Here is a 15921-nt window from a genome sequence, read left to right on the forward strand (position 1 = left end):
TCAGAATGCCGGCCCATGCAAGCCCTGCTCGACGCCATCGCCACGATGGCCTTTCCCGCCGATGCCCAGCGCCTCTTCCACGGCCGCGGCGGCCTCTTCGCCGGTTGCGAGCACCTGGCGCTGGACGCCTACCCGCCCGCGCTGCTGCTGACCAGCTTCGAGCCGCTGGAGGGCGAGGCGCTCATCGCCATTGGCGCCGCCATCACCGCACGCTGGCCCGAGGCGCCCTGGGTCTACCAATGCCGCCAGGAAGGGGGCCGCGTCGAGACCCGGCTGATGGCCGGCGCCGTGCCCGAGCCCCACGTCGTCAGCGAGGCTGGCACGCGCTACGGCGTCCACTTGCTGCGCGGCCAGAACCACGGCCTGTTCCTCGACATGGCCGAGGGCCGGCGCTGGGTGCGCGAGCACGTCCAGCCGGGCGACAAGGTGCTGAACCTGTTCGCCTACACCTGCGCCTTCTCGGTCGTCGCGCTGCAGGCCGGCGCGGCCGAGGTCGTCAACGTGGACATGAGCGACGGCGCGCTCGCCATCGGCCGCCGCAACCATGCGCTCAACGACGTGACGGCCGGCGCCAGGTTCCTGGCCCACGACATCTTCAACTCCTGGGGCAAGCTGACGCGCGGCGGGCCGTACGACCTCGTCATCTGCGACCCGCCGAGCTTCCAGAAGGGCAGCTTCGTCGCCACCAAGGACTACGCGCGGCTGGCGCGGCGGCTGCCGGATCTGCTGGGCCCGGGCGGGCAGGCGCTGCTGTGCCTGAACACGCCGAAGCTGGGGCTGGATTTCCTGCGCGATGTGATGGCGGAGAACGCGCCGGAGCTGGTGTTCGTCGAGCGGGTGGCCAACCCGGCGGCATTTGCCGATGTATCGGCGGACAAGGGATTGAAGGTGCTGGTCTATCGCCAACGCTGAGACGTGCAGCCCGACGCTGCGGGCTCCTGCACAACGACCGTCGAGTCTTTCAAGGGTGCGATGCTGGTTCGATCTCGCTACGGGCCGGCACCGGGATGAACACAAGCGCTGCCAGCGCGCTCAGCGCCAGGCCAGCCGACACCCACAGCACCTGGGCGCCGAGCGCGGCCAGCAGCAGGCCAAACAACCATGGCGCCAGCGCCTGCGCCAGCCGTGCGGGCAGCATCAGCAGCCCCTGGCGATGCCCGTAGCCCGAGGGGCCGAACAGGGCCAGCGGCAGCGTGCCCTTGGCGATGGTCAGGATGCCGTTGCCCGCGCCGTGCAGCAGCGCAAAGGCGGCGGCAACCGGCGCCCCGAACATGACGAGCAGGGTGGCGCCCAGCGGGTGCATCAGCGCGGCGATGCGCGCCGAGTGCAGCGGATGCAGCCGCCGCAGCAAACCGAATTCCAGCAGCCGCCCGGCCACCTGTGCGGGGCCGACCAGCATGCCGATGGCAACGACAAGGCCGGGCGCCGTTCCCATCGCGGCGAGGAGGCCCGGCAGATGGGCCGCCATGGCCGTGCTGATGAACCAGGTCACGGCGAACACCCAGGCCAGCATCAAAGCCGTGCGAAGAGGGGGTGCGGTGGACGGCTCACCAAGGGTGGCCGGTGCGCCGCTCGTCGTGACCGGTGGCGTCGAAGCCGCCCTGGGCAGCCAGGCATTGAGCGGCAATCCGATGAGCAGGTGCAACGCGGCCCAGGTCCAGCAGGCGCCACGCCAACCCACTGCGTGGTCCAGCGCTGCACTGAGCGGCCAGCCCACCGTGCTGGCGAAACCGGCGATCAGCGTGATGCCCGTGATGGCGCTGCGCGCCTCATGCCCGTACAGCCGCACCAGCGACGCAAACGCCGCTTCATACAGGCCACTGCCCATCGCCACGCCCATGACCACCCAGGCCGCGAGCAGGCCGAGCGGCCCGGTCGCCATGGCCATCAATGCCAGGCCCAGCGCAAAGATCACGCTGGTGGTCATGAGCACCGGCCGACCGCCCCATCGGTCGATGCGCCGGCCGCTGTGCGGACCGATGAGCGCCGAGACGACCAGCGCCACGGAGAAGGCCGCGAACACGGTGGGCTCCGACACCCCCAGGTCGACCGCCATCGGCCGCGCCAGCATCGCCGACAGGTAGTAGGACGAGGCCCAGGCCAGCGTCTGCGCCGTGCCCAGTGCGGCGACGACGCGGGTGCGGCTGGCCGGCATCGTCATCCGCAGCAGCGCGCGGGCGCTGCGGCTTCCGCCGCCGGCCTGGGCGCGCAACTGCTGGGCCCGCAGCCGCGCTTCGGCGCCGCGACGGCAACCGCTGCGGCCTGCGGTGCCGGCCCGCAGCAAGCCGTGGATGTGCCTTCGGCGGTCGGGTTCGCCGAGCAGACGCCCGTCTCCGGCAGCGCCAGCTCCACGCGATCCGCCGCAGCAAGGTCGCCGGCGATGGCCGCGACGACCGAGCGCGCCTGCTCGAAGCCCGTGGCCATCAGGAAGGTGGGCGCACGGCCATAGCTCTTCACGCCCAGCGTGTAGAAGCCGGGCTCGGGGTGCGCCAGCTCGCGGTGGCCGTGTGGGCGCACCGTGCCGCAGCTGTGCAGGTTGGGGTCGATCAGCGGGCCCAGTGCCTCGGTGGATTCGAGCCACGGGTCCAGCTTCAGGCGCAGCTCGCTGGTGAGCGCGAGGTTGGGGCGTTGGCCGGTGGCGCAGATGATTTCGTCGATGCCTTCGACCGCGACGGGCTGCTGCCTGGCGTCAAACCCGGTGAGCCGCAGTTGGCCGCCGGCACGCTCGATGCGCATGACTCGCAGGCCGCTGAAGAACTCCAGCGCGCCACCGTCGCGCAGCCGGCGCAGCGACGCGCCCAGCGCGCCGCGAGCCGGCAGCGCATCCGCATCGCCGCCGCCGAACACCCGTTGCAAGGCCGGTGAGCGCACGGCCCAGGCCAGCTGCGTGCCCGGCGACTGCCTGGCCAGCTCGGCCAGCGCCAGCAGCGCGTGGGCGGCGGAGTGGCCGGCCCCCACGACCAGCGTGCGCCGGCCTTCGTAGCGGCTGCGCAGCGCACCGGCCACGTCGGGGATGCCGTAGAAGATGCGGTCCTGCGCCTCGGCCTCACCAATCGCCTGCAGGCCGTTGGCGCCGACCGGGTTGGGCTGGTTCCAGGTACCCGTGGCGTCGATGACGGCGCGGGCGCGTAGCTCGTGCATCTGGCCGCGTTGCTCATAGCGCACGAGGAAGGCGGCTTGCTCGCGGCCGGCGCTCTTCACCTTGTCGAAGCCTTCGCGCGTCACCGCCAGCACGCGGGCGCCGAGCTTGAGGGACGGCGCCACTTGAGCCAGCGCCGCGAACGGCTGCAGCACGCGCCCGACGATCTCGCCGGCGCGTGGCAACCCGGCGGCCGGCGGCGCCGCCCAGCCGGTGGGCGCAAGCAGCCGTGCCATCGCAGGATCGACGTTGAACTGCCAGGGCGAGAAGAGCTGGACGTGCCCGTAGTCGAGCAGGTTGGCGCCAACGCTTGCGCCGGCCTCCAGCGCGACGAAGGGCAGACCGCGTTCGACGAGTTGCGCCACCGCCGCCAGGCCGACGGGACCGGCCCCCAGGACCGCGACGGGCAACGCTGCATCTGCCACCGGCGCCTCGCGCAGCATCAGCGCCATCAGCGCGGCGCTGGCCGGGCAGGCGCCCTGGAACTCAGCCGAGGCCTTCAGCGCCTGGGGCGCGTCGTCGGCCTGCATGCGCTTGAAGCCGTACTGCGCGAAATACGCCGGCGCCGTCATGGTGAGCAGGTACAGCGCCGCGATGTCGCGCGAGCGGGCGTCCTGCAACAGCCGCTCGACCAGCAGCCGGCCTATGCCCTGCTTCTGAAGGCCCGGCGCGACGGCCACCGAGCGCAGCAAAGCCACGCTGCCGTAGATCTCGGCGCCAGCGCAGCCGACGACCTCGCCATGGCGCGTGGCCAGCAGGTAGTTCGGCAGGTGTGATTGCGCACCTTCAGTGGGTAGCTGGTTGGCCTGCAGCAGGGCTGCGACGGCGGGCCAGTCGGAAGCGCCGGCCTGGCGCAGGGAGATGGGGATGTTCAGCAACATGGTTTGGACTCCCGGGTCGTCTCGGGGAACAGCGGGTCAGGCATGAGGGGCCTTGGCGGAGGGCGTTGACGCAGCCGGCGCCGACAGCAGCCGATGGACGAACACTGCCAGGGCGGCGCCGGCCAGTTCGGCCAGCACGAAGCCCGGCGCGCTTGCGGGGGCGATGCCGGCGAAGCTGTCGCTGAACATGCGGCCGAACACCGCGGCTGGGTTGGCGAAGGAGGTGGACGCCGTGAACCAGTAGGCCGCGCCGATGTAGGCCGCCACCATGGCCGCCACGCGCGAGGGCGGCGCGCGCAGGATGACCAGCAGCAGGCCGAAGGTCGCCAGGCTTTCAGCGATCCACTGGCCGGTGCCGCTGCGCACCCGGCTCGAGAACTGAAGGATGCTCATGTCGAACATCGCATGCGCCAGCCAGGCGCCCAGCATGGCGCCGATGAGCTGCGCGGCGATGTAGGGCAGCAAGGCCGTCACCGGCAGCTCGCCCCGCCAGGCCATGACGGCGCTGACGGCGGGGTTGAAATGGGCGCCGCTGACCGGGCCGAACACCTCGATCAGCACATAGAGGCCGCCGACCGTGGCCAGCGTGTTGGCCAGCAGCGCGATGGCGGCGTTGCCGCCGGCCAGCCGCTCGGCCATGACGCCCGAGCCGATGACGACCGCCAGCAGCAGCGCGGTGCCGAGGCCTTCGGCGAGGAGCTTGGCGCGCAGGCTCATGCTCAGCTCTTGCAGATCGCGGCCAGGGCCGCTTGCAGCTCGGCCTTGCTCAGGCTCTGTAGCGGCAACTGCAGGAGCTGCAGCATGCGGTAGCCGATGGCCTGGCGCGTCAACTCGAAAGCGCGGCGCTTGCCCTCGTCGCCGCCTTCTGCGTTGGATGGATCGGCGTAGCCCCAATGCACCTTGACCGGCTGATCGCCATTGGCGCTGGAGAAAACCGGGCATTGCTCCGCCGCCGCGCTGTCGCAGACGGTGATGACGATGGACAGCGGCGGGGCGCCTTCCTGGCTGAACTGGTCCCAGCTCTTGCTGTAGTAGCCGCGGGTGTCCACGCCCGCGTTCTGCAGCGATTCAACAGCGAAGGGGTTGATGCGGCCGCTCGGTGCGCTGCCGGCGCTGTGCGCCCGCACGTCACGGCCAAGCTTGCCGGCCCAGTGGTTGAGCATGCCTTCGCCGAGCACGCTGCGAGCGGAGTTGTGGGTGCAGAGGATGAGAACGTGGGTGGTCATGGCGGGGTTAGCAGGCGCAGGAAGCCGGGCCGCTCTCCACGGCGCAGGCGGCGCCCTGGCAGCAGTTCTGCGTGAGGTAGGCGAGCAGCGCGTTCATGTGCTTGTAGTGGGCGCGGTAGATGAGGTTGCGGCTGGCGCGCTCCTGGGTCACCAGGCCGGCGTTGACGAGTTCCTTCAGGTGAAACGACAGCGTGGCCGGCGGCACGCCGAGGGCCTCGTGGATGGCGCCGGGCGTCAGGCCGGCCTCGCCCACCACCACGAGGGCGCGGAACACCTGCAGGCGCAGCGGCTGGGCCAGGGCGGCGAGGCCCTTGATGACATCGGTTTCTTCCATGATTCGAGTTTGCTGGAATAATGGAATAAACGCAAGCTCAACGGAGGCGCGCGCTGATGCGCCGTCAGCACGGATTTTCCCGACCCTAACCTTGGCAAAAGACTGGCGGCGCGCGGTCCGCCTAGCATCGCCTCCCTTTCCCGCTTCCCGCCAGGCGCATGACATCGCTCTTCGGTCCGCAACGAGTGATGGCACTTGCTCCCAGGCGGCGCGTGTTCGCGGCGTCGGCCGTCTGCCTGGGGCATGCGCTGCTGCTGCTGGCGGTCTGGCAGTCCAGGCACGCCGCGACCGGTGAAGTCCAGGCGCTTCGCTCGGTGCTGATCCTTCTGCCTGCGGAGCGCCGTGAACGCATCGCCAGCAAGGCGGCACCGCAGCTGCCTGTCCGCAGGCCCGTCGATGTTCCCGGCCTGCGCAGCGAGCCGGCGGCGCCGGCCGAAGCGATGCCCGGGGTCTCGGTGGCTGCCGTGCCGGGCCATGCGACCGAGCCAGGGCAGGGCGCCATCGGCATTGCCATGCCCGGCCTTGCCGCTTCGGGGCCGGCCGTGCTGATGCTGAAGCCGCATCGCGACGTGATGCTCGGCGCGCTGTCCAACCCCGCCGTCAACGACCCGCGCAGCAACTCCCCCAAGCCGACCTTCGAGGAGCGCATCGCCATGGGCCTTGACCCGGATCTGTGCGTCAAGCTGGAGCGCCTGCCTGACGGCAGCATCCGTCGCTCCATGGGCAAGATGGTCAGGGCGCAATCGGCGATCCAGAACAGCCACGGTGCGGGGCCGCATGGGATCAGGGTCTGCAGCTAGGGACCCGACGGGTGCTGGACCAGCAAGGGCGGCCAGACTCGGGCATATTGCGGCCTCATGACCGACACCGCCCTTCCCACCCCCGTTCCCGCTGACGACCTGCCCGCCGTCGTCGAGGCCCTGCGCGGCGCGCGCAGGCGTTGGCGCGACGCCCACCGGCGCGGCGGTGACGGGCGCGAGCTGCCCTCGCGCGAGCTGCTGGCCGCCATGGTGCAGTGCCTGTCGGGCGCGCTGTTCCCGATGCGCCTGGGCCCGCCGACGCTGCGGCCCGAGGATGAGGATTTCTACGTCGGCCACACGCTTGGCACGGCCATGGTGACGCTTCGCCAGCAGGCCGCGCTGGAGCTGCGCCACGATGCCCGCCAGCGCGGTGATGCCATGCCGGCTGCCGATGCCGCCGAGCTGGCTGGCCGCTTCCTGCGCGCACTGCCGGCCGTGCGCGAACTGCTGGACAGCGACGTGCTCGCCGCCTACCAGGGCGACCCGGCCGCGCGCAGCGTCGACGAGGTGCTGCTGTGCTACCCCGGCGTGCGCGCCCTCATCAGCCACCGCCTGGCCCACCAGCTCTACGGCATGGGCCTTCCGCTGATCGCGCGCGTCGTCGCCGAGCTGGCGCATGCCGAGACCGGCATCGACATCCACCCCGGCGCAACCATCGGCGCGGGCTGCTTCATCGACCACGGCACTGGCGTCGTCATCGGCGAGACGGCGGTGCTCGGCGAGCGGGTGCGCATCTACCAGAACGTGACCCTCGGGGCCAAGAGCTTTCCCACCGATGGCGACGGCAACGCGCTCAAGGGCCAGCCGCGCCACCCCATCGTCGAGGACGAGGCTGTCATCTATGCCGGCGCCACCGTGCTGGGCCGCATCACCATCGGCCGTGGCTCGGTCATCGGCGGCAATGTGTGGCTGACGCACAGCGTCGCGCCCGGGAGTGTCATCACGCAGGCCGACATGCAATCCCACGCTGCGGTTCCGCCAGCCGAATAAGCATCTGCGCAAAGCAGAGTTCACGCGGAGGGCGGGCCTGCCTAGAGTGGCCGGCAAATGACCCGCCTGCTCACCTTCCCAGATTCCCAGCATCAGGTCCTGTCCATCCGGGCCAAGGCGCTGGTGTTCGACGACCCCGCCTCGCGCGCGCTGCTGGCCCAGGCCGAGCGCGTTGCAGCCAGTGACGCGACCGTGCTCATCGTTGGCGAGACCGGCACCGGCAAGGAGCTGATCGCCCGCCACATCCACCATTGCAGTGGCCGCCGCGGCCCCTTCCTGGCGGTCAACTGCGGCGCCTTCACCGAGCAGCTTGTCGAGGCCGAACTCTTCGGCCATGAGGCCGGCTCGTACACCGGTGCCACCAGCGCTCGCGCCGGCTGGTTCGAAGCCGCCGCCGACGGCACCCTCTTTCTCGACGAAGTGGGCGACCTGCCGCCCGCCGTGCAGGTCAAGTTGCTGCGCGTGCTGCAGGAGCGCCAGGTCGTGCGCATCGGCTCGCGCAAGGCCATCGACGTGCGTGTGCGCCTTGTGGCCGCCACCAACGTGCGACTGGAGCAGGCCGTGGCGGCCGGCCACTTCCGCGCCGACCTCTACTACCGCCTCAGCGTCGCCACGCTGCAGCTCGCACCATTGGCACAGCGGCCGGGCGACATCCTGGCGCTGGCCGAGCATTTCATCGGCGTCTACAGCAAGCGCCTGGGCCTGACTGATGTGCGCCTGGCCCCCGACGCCCGCGACGCGCTGCTGGCCTATGCCTGGCCCGGCAATATCCGCGAGCTGGAAAACGTCATCCACTACGCCCTCATCATCTGCCGCGACGCGCGCATCGTGCGCGAAGACCTGCAGCTGCATGCCGTCGCACGGCCGCATCAAACGCCGGCGCCAGTGCCGGCGCCGGTGGACGAGGAGGAGGTGCTGGAGCGGGTCTTCGAGCGCCTCTTCGACGAGGCGCCGCAGGCCCTGCATGCGCGTGTCGAGACGGCACTCATCCGCGCCGCCTACCGCCACTGCCACCACAACCAGGTTCACACGGCGGCGCTGCTGGGCATCACGCGCAATGTGCTGCGCACCCACCTGAAGCGGCTGGACATGCTGCCGCCGGCGCGCGTGGGCAGCGGCCCGCAGCAGCAGCTGGCACACGAGTCTAACCATCAGGACGAGCGCATCCACGCTGCGGCCTGAGCGACGTCTCGCCAGGTGCTTCGATGCGGACAGTGCGCTAAATAAGCAAACGCGAAATGCTTAGTTCTTGCGCCGGCAGGCGCTGCGCACACTGAACCGGTTCTTCAGATCTCTTTCACCACACCGATGAACTCCACCACCTTTGCCCGCCGCGCAGCAGCGTCGCTCGCCCTGACCTTCATCGCCACCGCCGCCCAGGCCCAGGGCGGTGGAGACAGCCCCTACGGCCTTGCGTCCGTCTGGACGAACAGCGACGCCGTCACCAAGGCCGTGCTTTTCACCCTCATCGCGATGAGCGCGGGCAGCTGGTACGTCATCATCACCAAGCTGCTTCAGCAGGCCCGCTTGAGTGCCCAGTCGCGCGCCGCGCAGAAGGATTTCTGGAACGCCGGCACCGTCAAGGCGGGCGCCGAGAAGCTGTCGCCCAAGAGCCCCTACCGCTACATCGCCGAGGCCAGCCTGGAAGCCACGCAGCGCCATCACGGCCTGCGCGCCAAGGTCGACTTCGCCGACTGGGTGGACCTCTCCCTGCACCGCGCCACCGAGCGCGTGCAACGTCAGCTCTCCACCGGCCTGAGCCTGCTCGCCACCGTGGGTTCCACGTCGCCCTTCGTCGGCCTGCTGGGCACGGTCTGGGGCATCTATCACGCGCTGACGGCCATCGGCGTGGCCGGCCAGGCCTCCATCGACAAGGTGGCCGGCCCGGTGGGCGAGGCGCTCATCATGACGGCCATCGGCCTGTTCGTCGCCGTGCCGGCGGTGCTGGGCTACAACGCGCTGCTGCGCCGCAATGCCCTGGTGCTGGACGACGTGCGCGACTTCTCCGGCGAGCTGCACTCCGTGCTGCTCGGCTCGGGCTCGGGCCCTGAAGAGCACGCCGCCACCGAGCAGCCACGGCATGCCGCCGGCCTCAGCCCGGCGCTGGCCTGAGGCGGCTGCGTCATGGCCATCCAGTTCGCCCAGGGCGCCGACGAGGCGGTCTCGTCCATCAACACGACGCCGCTCGTCGACGTCATGCTGGTGCTGCTCATCATCTTCCTCATCACTATTCCCGTCGTGAACTTCTCGGTGCCCGTGGAGCTGCCGCACCAGCGCAACGAGGTGCGCGAAAGCCAGCCCAAGGACATCGTCATCACGGTGTCCCGCGAGGGCAGGCTCTACTGGTTCGACGCGCCCGTGGCCAGCAAGGACGCGCTCTTCGAGCGGCTCAAGGGCATTGCGCAACAACAGCCCCAGCCCGAGGTGCACATCCGCGGCGACGCCGGCAGCGACTACGCCCCCATCGGCCGTGTGCTGCTGGCCGCCCAGCGCGCCGGCATCGCCAAGGTCGGCTTCATCACCGAGCCGCCGGCCCGTTCGCCATGAGTGCCTCACCATTGAAGAAGGCGGCCCGCGCGCGCCGCCAGATCACGTCGGCCCTGCCCGTGCCCGACATCAACACCACGCCGCTGATCGACGTGATGCTGGTGCTGCTGGTGATGCTCATCATCACCATCCCGGTGCAACTGCACAGCGTCAACCTCAACCTGCCCATCGCCCCGCCCAGCGCGCCGCCGCCCGCGCCGACCGAGGTCGTGCGGCTGGATATTGCGCCCGGTGACGTGCTGCTGTGGAACGGTGAAGCTGTGGCCGATGAAGCGACGCTGCGATCCCGCCTGGCCGCCGCAGGCCAGCAGAGCGTGCAGCCCGAGGTGCATGTGCGTCCGCAGCCCGGCGCCAGGTACGACCGCTTCGCCCTCGTCATGACGGCCGTTCACCAGGCCGGGCTCACCAAGCTCGGCGTGACCGGCAGCGAGCAGTTTCTCGACGATCAGTAAGCAGCAGGAGAGATCACGATGAGTGCAGTCCTTACTCCAGGGATCTCCGGCGGCCTGACGCTGGACGACACCCGCCCGGCGCCGCGCAGGCTTGAGCCTCACCTGCCGCCGCCGCTGGCCCTGCCCGCCACCGCGCCGCTGCGCTCCCAGCTCAAGCCGCCGGCCAGCGCCAACCGCGGCACCGGCATCGCCGTCGTCGTCGGCCTGCATGTCGTGCTGGGTTATGCCCTGACGACGGGCCTCGCGACCAAGGCCGTCGAAGCCATCAAGAAGCCCATCGAGATGGCGCTGCTGCCGGAGGTACTGCCGCCGCCGCCGCCTCCGCCACCACCGCCCAAGGTCGTCAAGATCGAGCCGGTGCAGAAGGTCGTGCCACCGCCTGCCTATGTGCCGCCGCCCGAGGTGGTGCCCATCGTCGCGCCGCCGCCGCCCATCCAGGCGGTGCAGGCCACGGTCCCGAAGGAGCCGGTCGTCGTGGCCGCCGCGCCGGCCCCGGTGCCCGTGCCGGCGCCGCCCGCCGCACCCCCGGTCATCAAGCGCGAGATCAGCCTCGCCTGCCCCGGCTATGAAGCCGTGCTGGCCACCGCGCTGGAGGAAGCCATCGAGCGTGTCGGCCTAAAGGGCACCGTGCAGACGCTGATCAAGATCCGCGGCAATCAGGTCATCGACGTGGCGACCCTGACCGGCCCCAAGGAGTACCACAAGTACGTGCAGGCAGCGGTCAAGCGCATGCGCTGCGCGGCCGGGGGTGCGGATGAAGTGCAGGTCTCGCTGCCGGTGATCTTTTCGTGAACCGGAAGCCCGAGAAACCGGGCTCAGGCCGCCGGTGACCCGTGCAGAGTCCCGTTTGGTTCACGGTAGGGATTTGCGGGATCAGGTGCTGCCACCCGCAATCACCGTCGACTTCACCAGCCCGAAAGCGCCCACCGCCTCGTCCAGATCCCAACGCTCCACCACGCCGCTGCCACCGGGGCCCGTTCGGATCACATTGACCGAATTGGAGATGCCACCCCGCACGCGATTGCTCAGCGCGGTGCCGGCCTGCACGGCGCAAACGGCCCGCGGCAACCCGTGCAGCGGCAGCACATAGGGCAGATGAATGTGGCCGCCCAGGATGGCGTCGGCGCCTGCATCCGCCCAGCGCCGCACGGCATGCTCGTGGCCCCGCAGCAGGTTCTTCACATCGACTTCTTTCGTCACTGCCACTGGCTGATGGACGGCAACAAGGCGCAGCTGCTGCGGCCCGGCCCGTGCCAGGCGCTCGGCGACGCGGGCTGTCTGCGCGTGGGACACCTCGCCGTGCTTGTGCCGCCAGCGGCGCGTGGTGTTGATGGCGACCACCAGCAGGTCGTCGCGCTCGAACTCGCCTTCCAGCGTCGGGCCGAACGCACGGGCGTAACGACCGTAGGGCTGGAACACCCGCGCGAAGAGGTTGAACAGCGGGATGTCGTGGTTGCCCGGAATGACCAGCTGCACCGGCACGTGGAGCCTGTCGAAGAAGGCCTTGGCGCGTGCGAACTCGTCGGCGCGGGCGCGCTGCGTGATGTCGCCGGTGACGAGCAGCAGGTCGGGGCGCAGTTCCTGGCAGAAGCGCTCCAGCGCCGCCACGGCCACGGGCCGCTCGGTGCCGAAGTGAGGGTCCGAGACCTGCAGCACGACCGTCATGCGCCGGCCTCCGCGTTGGCCGCCCGCGCGTCGTGCCGCTCCGGTGCCAGCCCGGGCGGGCGGATCAGCATCAGGGGCTGCGGCGCCACCTCGAAGCGCAGCGGCAGCGGCAGCCACAGCACCTCGCCGTCGGTGGCGACCTTGATGCGCCGGGCGCCCAGGGCGCGTGCGTTCACGGTCAGGCGGCGAAAGGCGAAGTTCTGCACCTCGCTCGCCTCGCCCAGGTGGCCGAAGGCGCCGCGCGCCAGCAGCGCCAGCAAGGTCAGGCGCCCGACGGGCTTCAGCATGATGCCGGCCAGGCAGCCGGCGTCGATGGCGCGCGACTCGGGCAGGCCGACCTGCTCCATCTGCAGCGCGTTGTTGCCGACAAAGAGCGTTGGCGTGCGGACCTGGCGGAACTGGCCGCCGTACTCGACGGTCAGGCGCAGGCTGCGGTGGCCGCGCAAGAGGGTGACGATGCCCGCGCCGAACGCGACCAGCCGGCTGCGCCCGAACTGCTGCTTCCAGGCCTCGCGGTCCTCCAGCAGTTGGGGGTAGAGGCCCAGGCTGGCGTTGACGAGGAAGACGCGCCCGTTCAGCAGCCCGACCTGCACGGGCACGGCGCCTTCGGTCAACAGCACGCGCAGCGCGGCGTCCAGCTCGGTGGGAATGCCGTGGGTGCGGGCAAAGTAGTTGAAGGTGCCGCGCGGCAGCACGCCGAAGGGGCAACCGCTGCCGAGCACGGCCTGGGCCACGCCGTTGATGGTGCCGTCGCCGCCGGCGGCAACGACGATGCCGTTGGCCTCTTGGGCACGGCGGAGGGCCTGGCCGGCGATCTGATCCAAGCGCCCAGGCTGCTCGACCGGGAACAACTCACAGCGACGGCCGGCAGCGGCGCAGGCCGCCTCGACGGCCGGCCCGACCTCGTCGCGGTCACCCGCTCCCGAGGCGCGGTTGAAGACGACGAACAGCGGCTGGAGGGTGGCGGGCATGGCGCAACCATAGCCGCCCGACCCGCATGCTTCGTCAAGCCGCCGCACAACGCGCGCTTGTCCGACAGGCGCGGTGGTGATGGCCGCCCCCCGGGAGGGCAGCGGCCCTGCGCTCACATCTTGTAGGTCAGGCCCACGTTGAAGCGACGGCCGAACTGGAAGTTCGACTGCCGCAGCGGCGTCAACGGGTTGGAGTAGGTCACGCGCTGGTTGGTCGCGTTCTCGACACCCAGGCGCAGCTGCAGCTGCGAGGTGACCTGCTGCGACACGTTGGCCGACACCCAGGTCTCGGCGCCGTTGAGCAGGAATTCTGTGGAGTCCCAGGTCGGCGCGCGGTTGTACGCCGAGTGGTGGTTGGCCGCCAGGCGGGCCTCGAAGCCGTTGCGTGAGTACCAGAGCGTCAGGCCGCCGTTGCTCTTCATCAGGCCATTGGTGGCAATGGGCGTGAAGGTCGCGCCGCTGCGGTCGGCGTTCTCCTTGATGTTGCTGTCCGTGTAGGTGTAGTTGGCCATCAGCCCCAGGCTGTTGAAGGGCGCGGGCAGGGCGGTGAAGGCCTGCTGGTAGACCAGCTCGATGCCTTGCACGTGGCCGCCGTCACGGTTGACCTGGGATGTGTAGAAGGCCGGCTTGCCTTCGAAGGTGCCCGCCACCGAGGCGATGCCGATGTAGTCGCTGATCTTCTTGTAGAACATGCCCACGGAGACGAGGCTGTCCTTGTCGAAGAAGCGCTGAAACGTCAGGTCGACCTGGCTGGCCATCATGGGCTTGAGTTGCGGGTTGCCGCCCGAGACCGTCGTCGGGTTGACGTTGTTCGGGTCGGTCGTGACCGTGTGCGCGGCGTTCATCACGTCCAGCGGTGCGCGGGACATGGCGCGCGAGACGCCGAAGCGCAGCTGGTTCACGTCATCCGCGTCGAGGTTGAGGATGAGGTTGAGGCTGGGCAGCACGCGCGTGTAGCTGGTGCCGCTGGAGATGCCCCTGGGTGTGCCGCCGTTGAGCTGCTCCATGCCGTAACCGGTCTGGCTGGTGCGCACGGCGCGCAGGCCGACGTTGCCGCGGTAGGTCAGGCCGCCGAAGGCGCTGCCGCCCAGGTCGGCCTGCACGAAGGCAGCGGCGCTGTCCTCGGCGGCCCGCCAGTTGTTCTGCACCAGGTTGGCATCGGTCGGGCTGCGGCCGGCGTCGCTGAGTGCGGCGGCGCCGAAGTGCCTGGTGATCACTTCATCGAAGTTGCCCGTCAGTTCGACGAAGTCGGGCCGCCCGTCGACCTTGACGCGCTGGAAGGCGCTGGTCGGGATGGCGGCGGCGGCGTAGTTCCACGAGACCTGGGAATAGGACTTCTCGCGCTGCGTGGCGCGCACGCCGAACTTGAGCTTGTTGACGTCGCCCCACGTCACGGCGCGGCTGGCGGTGAGCTGCTGCGAGTTCAGCGAGTCGTCCAGCTTGCCGGTGTAGGTCGGGCCCCATTGCTCGAACACATGGGTCGAGAAGGCGGCGTGGTTGCCGGTGTCGGCACTGAAGCCGTAGGTCATCGAGCCGTCGCGCGGGAAGCTCCAGGTCACCGAGCCGGGCTGCAGCATGCTGAGTTGCACGGCCGACCAGGCGGTCTCGCGTTCGGCGGTGGAGCGGGCGACGTCGACGTCGAGCGTCCAGCCGTCGAGCTTGAACTTGCCATTCACGCCTGCGGCGAAGTTGCTCATGTTCTGCTTCCAGCGCGAGTTCAGCGTGTTCATGTTCACGCCGGACACCGTCGCGCCGGTCACGTAGCCGCCATCGGTCGTGACCTTGCTGTAGGCGCCGCTCTGCCAGCCGTCCCAGTTGCCTACGCCGTCCTGCACGTGCGTGAGCGTGGGCTCGTAGATGTTGGAGCGTGCGGAGTAGATGTCGGCGGTGAAGGACGTGTCCTTGTTGGGCCGGAACTCGATCTTGCCCAGCACGCTGCCGCGCTTGTTGGTGCCCTTCTTCACGCCGTTCTGAAAGCCCCAGGGCGTCTTGTCGATCTTGCCGTCGCCGGTCACGTCGGCCGAGTTGTTCTCGTTGAAGCCCCAGTGGTCGACACGGTCCTCCACAGAGGGTTGGTTGTAGTAGCTGAAGGCCAGCGCGACGCCCAGCGTGCGGTTTCCGAACTGGTCGACGTAGATGCCCCCCAGGCGCGGCGCGACCTTCTTGGCGCCTTCGATCCTGCTGCCGAGCTGGTAGTAGAGCGCGTCCGCCTTCAGAGACAGCGTGCGCTCGCGCCAGGCCAGCGGCGAGACGGTCTGCAGGTCGATGCTGGTGGCGATGCCGCCTTCGACGATCTCTGCGGACTGCGTTTTGTAGACGGTGGCGCCCGACACGGATTCCGCCGGGAACATCTCGAAGCGCACTGCACGGTCGGGTTCGGACGACGCGAACTCGCGGCCGTTCATCGTCGCGCCGATGAAGCGCGGACCCAGGCCGCGCGCGACGATCTGGCTGGCGTTGCCGCGGTCGCTGCCGGCGGACAGGCCGGGCAGGCGGGCCAGGGATTCGGCGATGGTCGTGTCGGGCAGCTTGCCGATGTCTTCCGATGCGATGACTTCGACCATGCTGTTGGACGCCTCCTTGGTGTCCAGCGCCTTGCGCACGGAGGCACGGATGCCGCTGACGACGACGGTCTCCAGCTTGCTGGCATCGCCGTCATTCGGCGCCGTCTGGGCGGCCGCCGGCAACAGCAGCGCGGCCTGGATCAGCAGGCACAGGCGGGTCGGGGTGAAGGGGTTCTTGGGCATGGGGTCTCCGGGTCTTTAGTTGTGGATACGGCCCTTCCCAGGGCCTTTCCGGTCATGGTACGAACCGGTTACATGCGTCAGATATGGCTTTTTCGCCGGCTGCTATGTCGATTTCTGAAGCCGTGGTGTGGGCGCAGCACCGCGGGAAACCACCCTGATTTGCCGGATG

Annotated in this window: 16 protein-coding genes; 8 read left to right on the top strand and 8 right to left on the bottom strand. The window is 69.9% G+C overall.

Features of this window, described 5'->3' with window-relative positions; genetic code table 11:
- The first annotated feature begins 15 nt into the window (after positions 1-15).
- Entirely contained in the window at positions 16-912 is an 897-nt protein-coding gene (locus AC0IZJ_RS22765; RefSeq protein WP_471853850.1) for a class I SAM-dependent methyltransferase, read from the top strand.
- A 49-nt stretch (positions 913-961) separates the two neighbouring features.
- Here AC0IZJ_RS22765 and AC0IZJ_RS22770 read toward each other — a convergent pair whose 3' ends face one another.
- The 5 genes from AC0IZJ_RS22770 to AC0IZJ_RS22790 are packed head-to-tail and all read right to left on the bottom strand — an operon-like array spanning position 962 to position 5580.
- Positions 962-2155: an MFS transporter gene (locus tag AC0IZJ_RS22770; RefSeq protein ID WP_471853851.1), complete on the bottom strand. Its 1194-nt coding sequence runs from the start codon at positions 2153-2155 to the stop codon at positions 962-964.
- Between the two features lie 2 nt (positions 2156-2157).
- Positions 2158-4020 carry an arsenic resistance N-acetyltransferase ArsN2 gene (arsN2, locus tag AC0IZJ_RS22775; RefSeq protein WP_471853852.1) on the bottom strand — a complete coding sequence of 621 codons (1863 nt, stop codon included), beginning with the start codon at positions 4018-4020 and terminating at the stop codon, positions 2158-2160.
- A 36-nt stretch (positions 4021-4056) separates the two neighbouring features.
- Positions 4057-4737: an aquaporin gene (locus AC0IZJ_RS22780; protein WP_471853853.1), complete on the bottom strand. Its 681-nt coding sequence runs from the start codon at positions 4735-4737 to the stop codon at positions 4057-4059.
- A gap of 2 nt (positions 4738-4739) precedes the next feature.
- Positions 4740-5246: an arsenate reductase ArsC gene (locus tag AC0IZJ_RS22785; RefSeq protein WP_471853854.1), complete on the bottom strand. Its 507-nt coding sequence runs from the start codon at positions 5244-5246 to the stop codon at positions 4740-4742.
- Positions 5247-5253: 7 nt separating this feature from the next.
- A complete protein-coding gene (locus AC0IZJ_RS22790; RefSeq protein ID WP_471853855.1) occupies positions 5254-5580 on the bottom strand; it encodes an ArsR/SmtB family transcription factor in 327 nt (108 codons plus the stop codon).
- A gap of 188 nt (positions 5581-5768) precedes the next feature.
- Here AC0IZJ_RS22790 and AC0IZJ_RS22795 point away from each other — a divergent pair, with 188 nt between their 5' ends.
- The 7 genes from AC0IZJ_RS22795 to AC0IZJ_RS22825 all read left to right on the top strand — a co-directional run bounded on the left by AC0IZJ_RS22795 (position 5769) and on the right by AC0IZJ_RS22825 (position 11161).
- Positions 5769-6380 carry a hypothetical protein gene (locus tag AC0IZJ_RS22795; protein ID WP_471853856.1) on the top strand — a complete coding sequence of 204 codons (612 nt, stop codon included), beginning with the start codon at positions 5769-5771 and terminating at the stop codon, positions 6378-6380.
- A gap of 57 nt (positions 6381-6437) precedes the next feature.
- The gene (gene epsC, locus AC0IZJ_RS22800; RefSeq protein WP_471853857.1) at positions 6438-7370 is read left to right on the top strand and encodes a serine O-acetyltransferase EpsC; all 933 of its coding nucleotides are present in this window, start codon (positions 6438-6440) and stop codon (positions 7368-7370) included.
- A gap of 57 nt (positions 7371-7427) precedes the next feature.
- Positions 7428-8552 (top strand): sigma-54 interaction domain-containing protein, encoded by a 1125-nt coding sequence (locus tag AC0IZJ_RS22805; protein WP_471853858.1) that lies wholly within the window; start codon positions 7428-7430, stop codon positions 8550-8552.
- Between the two features lie 126 nt (positions 8553-8678).
- Positions 8679-9482 (top strand): MotA/TolQ/ExbB proton channel family protein, encoded by an 804-nt coding sequence (locus AC0IZJ_RS22810; RefSeq protein ID WP_471853859.1) that lies wholly within the window; start codon positions 8679-8681, stop codon positions 9480-9482.
- Positions 9483-9494: 12 nt separating this feature from the next.
- Positions 9495-9917: an ExbD/TolR family protein gene (locus tag AC0IZJ_RS22815; protein ID WP_471853860.1), complete on the top strand. Its 423-nt coding sequence runs from the start codon at positions 9495-9497 to the stop codon at positions 9915-9917.
- Entirely contained in the window at positions 9914-10369 is a 456-nt protein-coding gene (locus tag AC0IZJ_RS22820; RefSeq protein ID WP_471853861.1) for an ExbD/TolR family protein, read from the top strand. The genes AC0IZJ_RS22815 and AC0IZJ_RS22820 overlap by 4 nt, the downstream gene beginning before the upstream one ends.
- 18 nt (positions 10370-10387) lie before the next feature.
- Positions 10388-11161 (top strand): energy transducer TonB, encoded by a 774-nt coding sequence (locus AC0IZJ_RS22825; RefSeq protein ID WP_471853862.1) that lies wholly within the window; start codon positions 10388-10390, stop codon positions 11159-11161.
- A gap of 81 nt (positions 11162-11242) precedes the next feature.
- On the opposite strand, the gene AC0IZJ_RS22830 is transcribed toward AC0IZJ_RS22825, so the two are convergent.
- The 3 genes from AC0IZJ_RS22830 to AC0IZJ_RS22840 all read right to left on the bottom strand — a co-directional run bounded on the left by AC0IZJ_RS22830 (position 11243) and on the right by AC0IZJ_RS22840 (position 15752).
- Entirely contained in the window at positions 11243-12034 is a 792-nt protein-coding gene (locus AC0IZJ_RS22830) for a metallophosphoesterase family protein (protein WP_471853863.1), read from the bottom strand.
- Entirely contained in the window at positions 12031-13005 is a 975-nt protein-coding gene (locus AC0IZJ_RS22835; protein ID WP_471853864.1) for a diacylglycerol/lipid kinase family protein, read from the bottom strand. Before AC0IZJ_RS22835 ends, AC0IZJ_RS22830 begins: the two co-directional genes overlap by 4 nt.
- Before the next feature lie 113 nt (positions 13006-13118).
- Positions 13119-15752, bottom strand: coding sequence for a TonB-dependent receptor (locus AC0IZJ_RS22840; protein WP_471853865.1), 2634 nt, complete (start codon positions 15750-15752; stop codon positions 13119-13121).
- Positions 15753-15921 lie beyond the last annotated feature (169 nt).

Source organism: Roseateles sp. AC306 (assembly GCF_979253795.1).

Coding starts and splice junctions, on each gene's coding strand:
- AC0IZJ_RS22765 (WP_471853850.1), top strand. CDS start 16: ATGCAAGCCCTGCTCGACGCCATCGCCACGATGGCCTTTCCCGCCGAT.
- AC0IZJ_RS22770 (WP_471853851.1), bottom strand. CDS start 2,155: ATGCCGGCCAGCCGCACCCGCGTCGTCGCCGCACTGGGCACGGCGCAG.
- arsN2 (WP_471853852.1), bottom strand. CDS start 4,020: ATGTTGCTGAACATCCCCATCTCCCTGCGCCAGGCCGGCGCTTCCGAC.
- AC0IZJ_RS22780 (WP_471853853.1), bottom strand. CDS start 4,737: ATGAGCCTGCGCGCCAAGCTCCTCGCCGAAGGCCTCGGCACCGCGCTG.
- AC0IZJ_RS22785 (WP_471853854.1), bottom strand. CDS start 5,246: ATGACCACCCACGTTCTCATCCTCTGCACCCACAACTCCGCTCGCAGC.
- AC0IZJ_RS22790 (WP_471853855.1), bottom strand. CDS start 5,580: ATGGAAGAAACCGATGTCATCAAGGGCCTCGCCGCCCTGGCCCAGCCG.
- AC0IZJ_RS22795 (WP_471853856.1), top strand. CDS start 5,769: ATGGCACTTGCTCCCAGGCGGCGCGTGTTCGCGGCGTCGGCCGTCTGC.
- epsC (WP_471853857.1), top strand. CDS start 6,438: ATGACCGACACCGCCCTTCCCACCCCCGTTCCCGCTGACGACCTGCCC.
- AC0IZJ_RS22805 (WP_471853858.1), top strand. CDS start 7,428: ATGACCCGCCTGCTCACCTTCCCAGATTCCCAGCATCAGGTCCTGTCC.
- AC0IZJ_RS22810 (WP_471853859.1), top strand. CDS start 8,679: ATGAACTCCACCACCTTTGCCCGCCGCGCAGCAGCGTCGCTCGCCCTG.
- AC0IZJ_RS22815 (WP_471853860.1), top strand. CDS start 9,495: ATGGCCATCCAGTTCGCCCAGGGCGCCGACGAGGCGGTCTCGTCCATC.
- AC0IZJ_RS22820 (WP_471853861.1), top strand. CDS start 9,914: ATGAGTGCCTCACCATTGAAGAAGGCGGCCCGCGCGCGCCGCCAGATC.
- AC0IZJ_RS22825 (WP_471853862.1), top strand. CDS start 10,388: ATGAGTGCAGTCCTTACTCCAGGGATCTCCGGCGGCCTGACGCTGGAC.
- AC0IZJ_RS22830 (WP_471853863.1), bottom strand. CDS start 12,034: ATGACGGTCGTGCTGCAGGTCTCGGACCCTCACTTCGGCACCGAGCGG.
- AC0IZJ_RS22835 (WP_471853864.1), bottom strand. CDS start 13,005: ATGCCCGCCACCCTCCAGCCGCTGTTCGTCGTCTTCAACCGCGCCTCG.
- AC0IZJ_RS22840 (WP_471853865.1), bottom strand. CDS start 15,752: ATGCCCAAGAACCCCTTCACCCCGACCCGCCTGTGCCTGCTGATCCAG.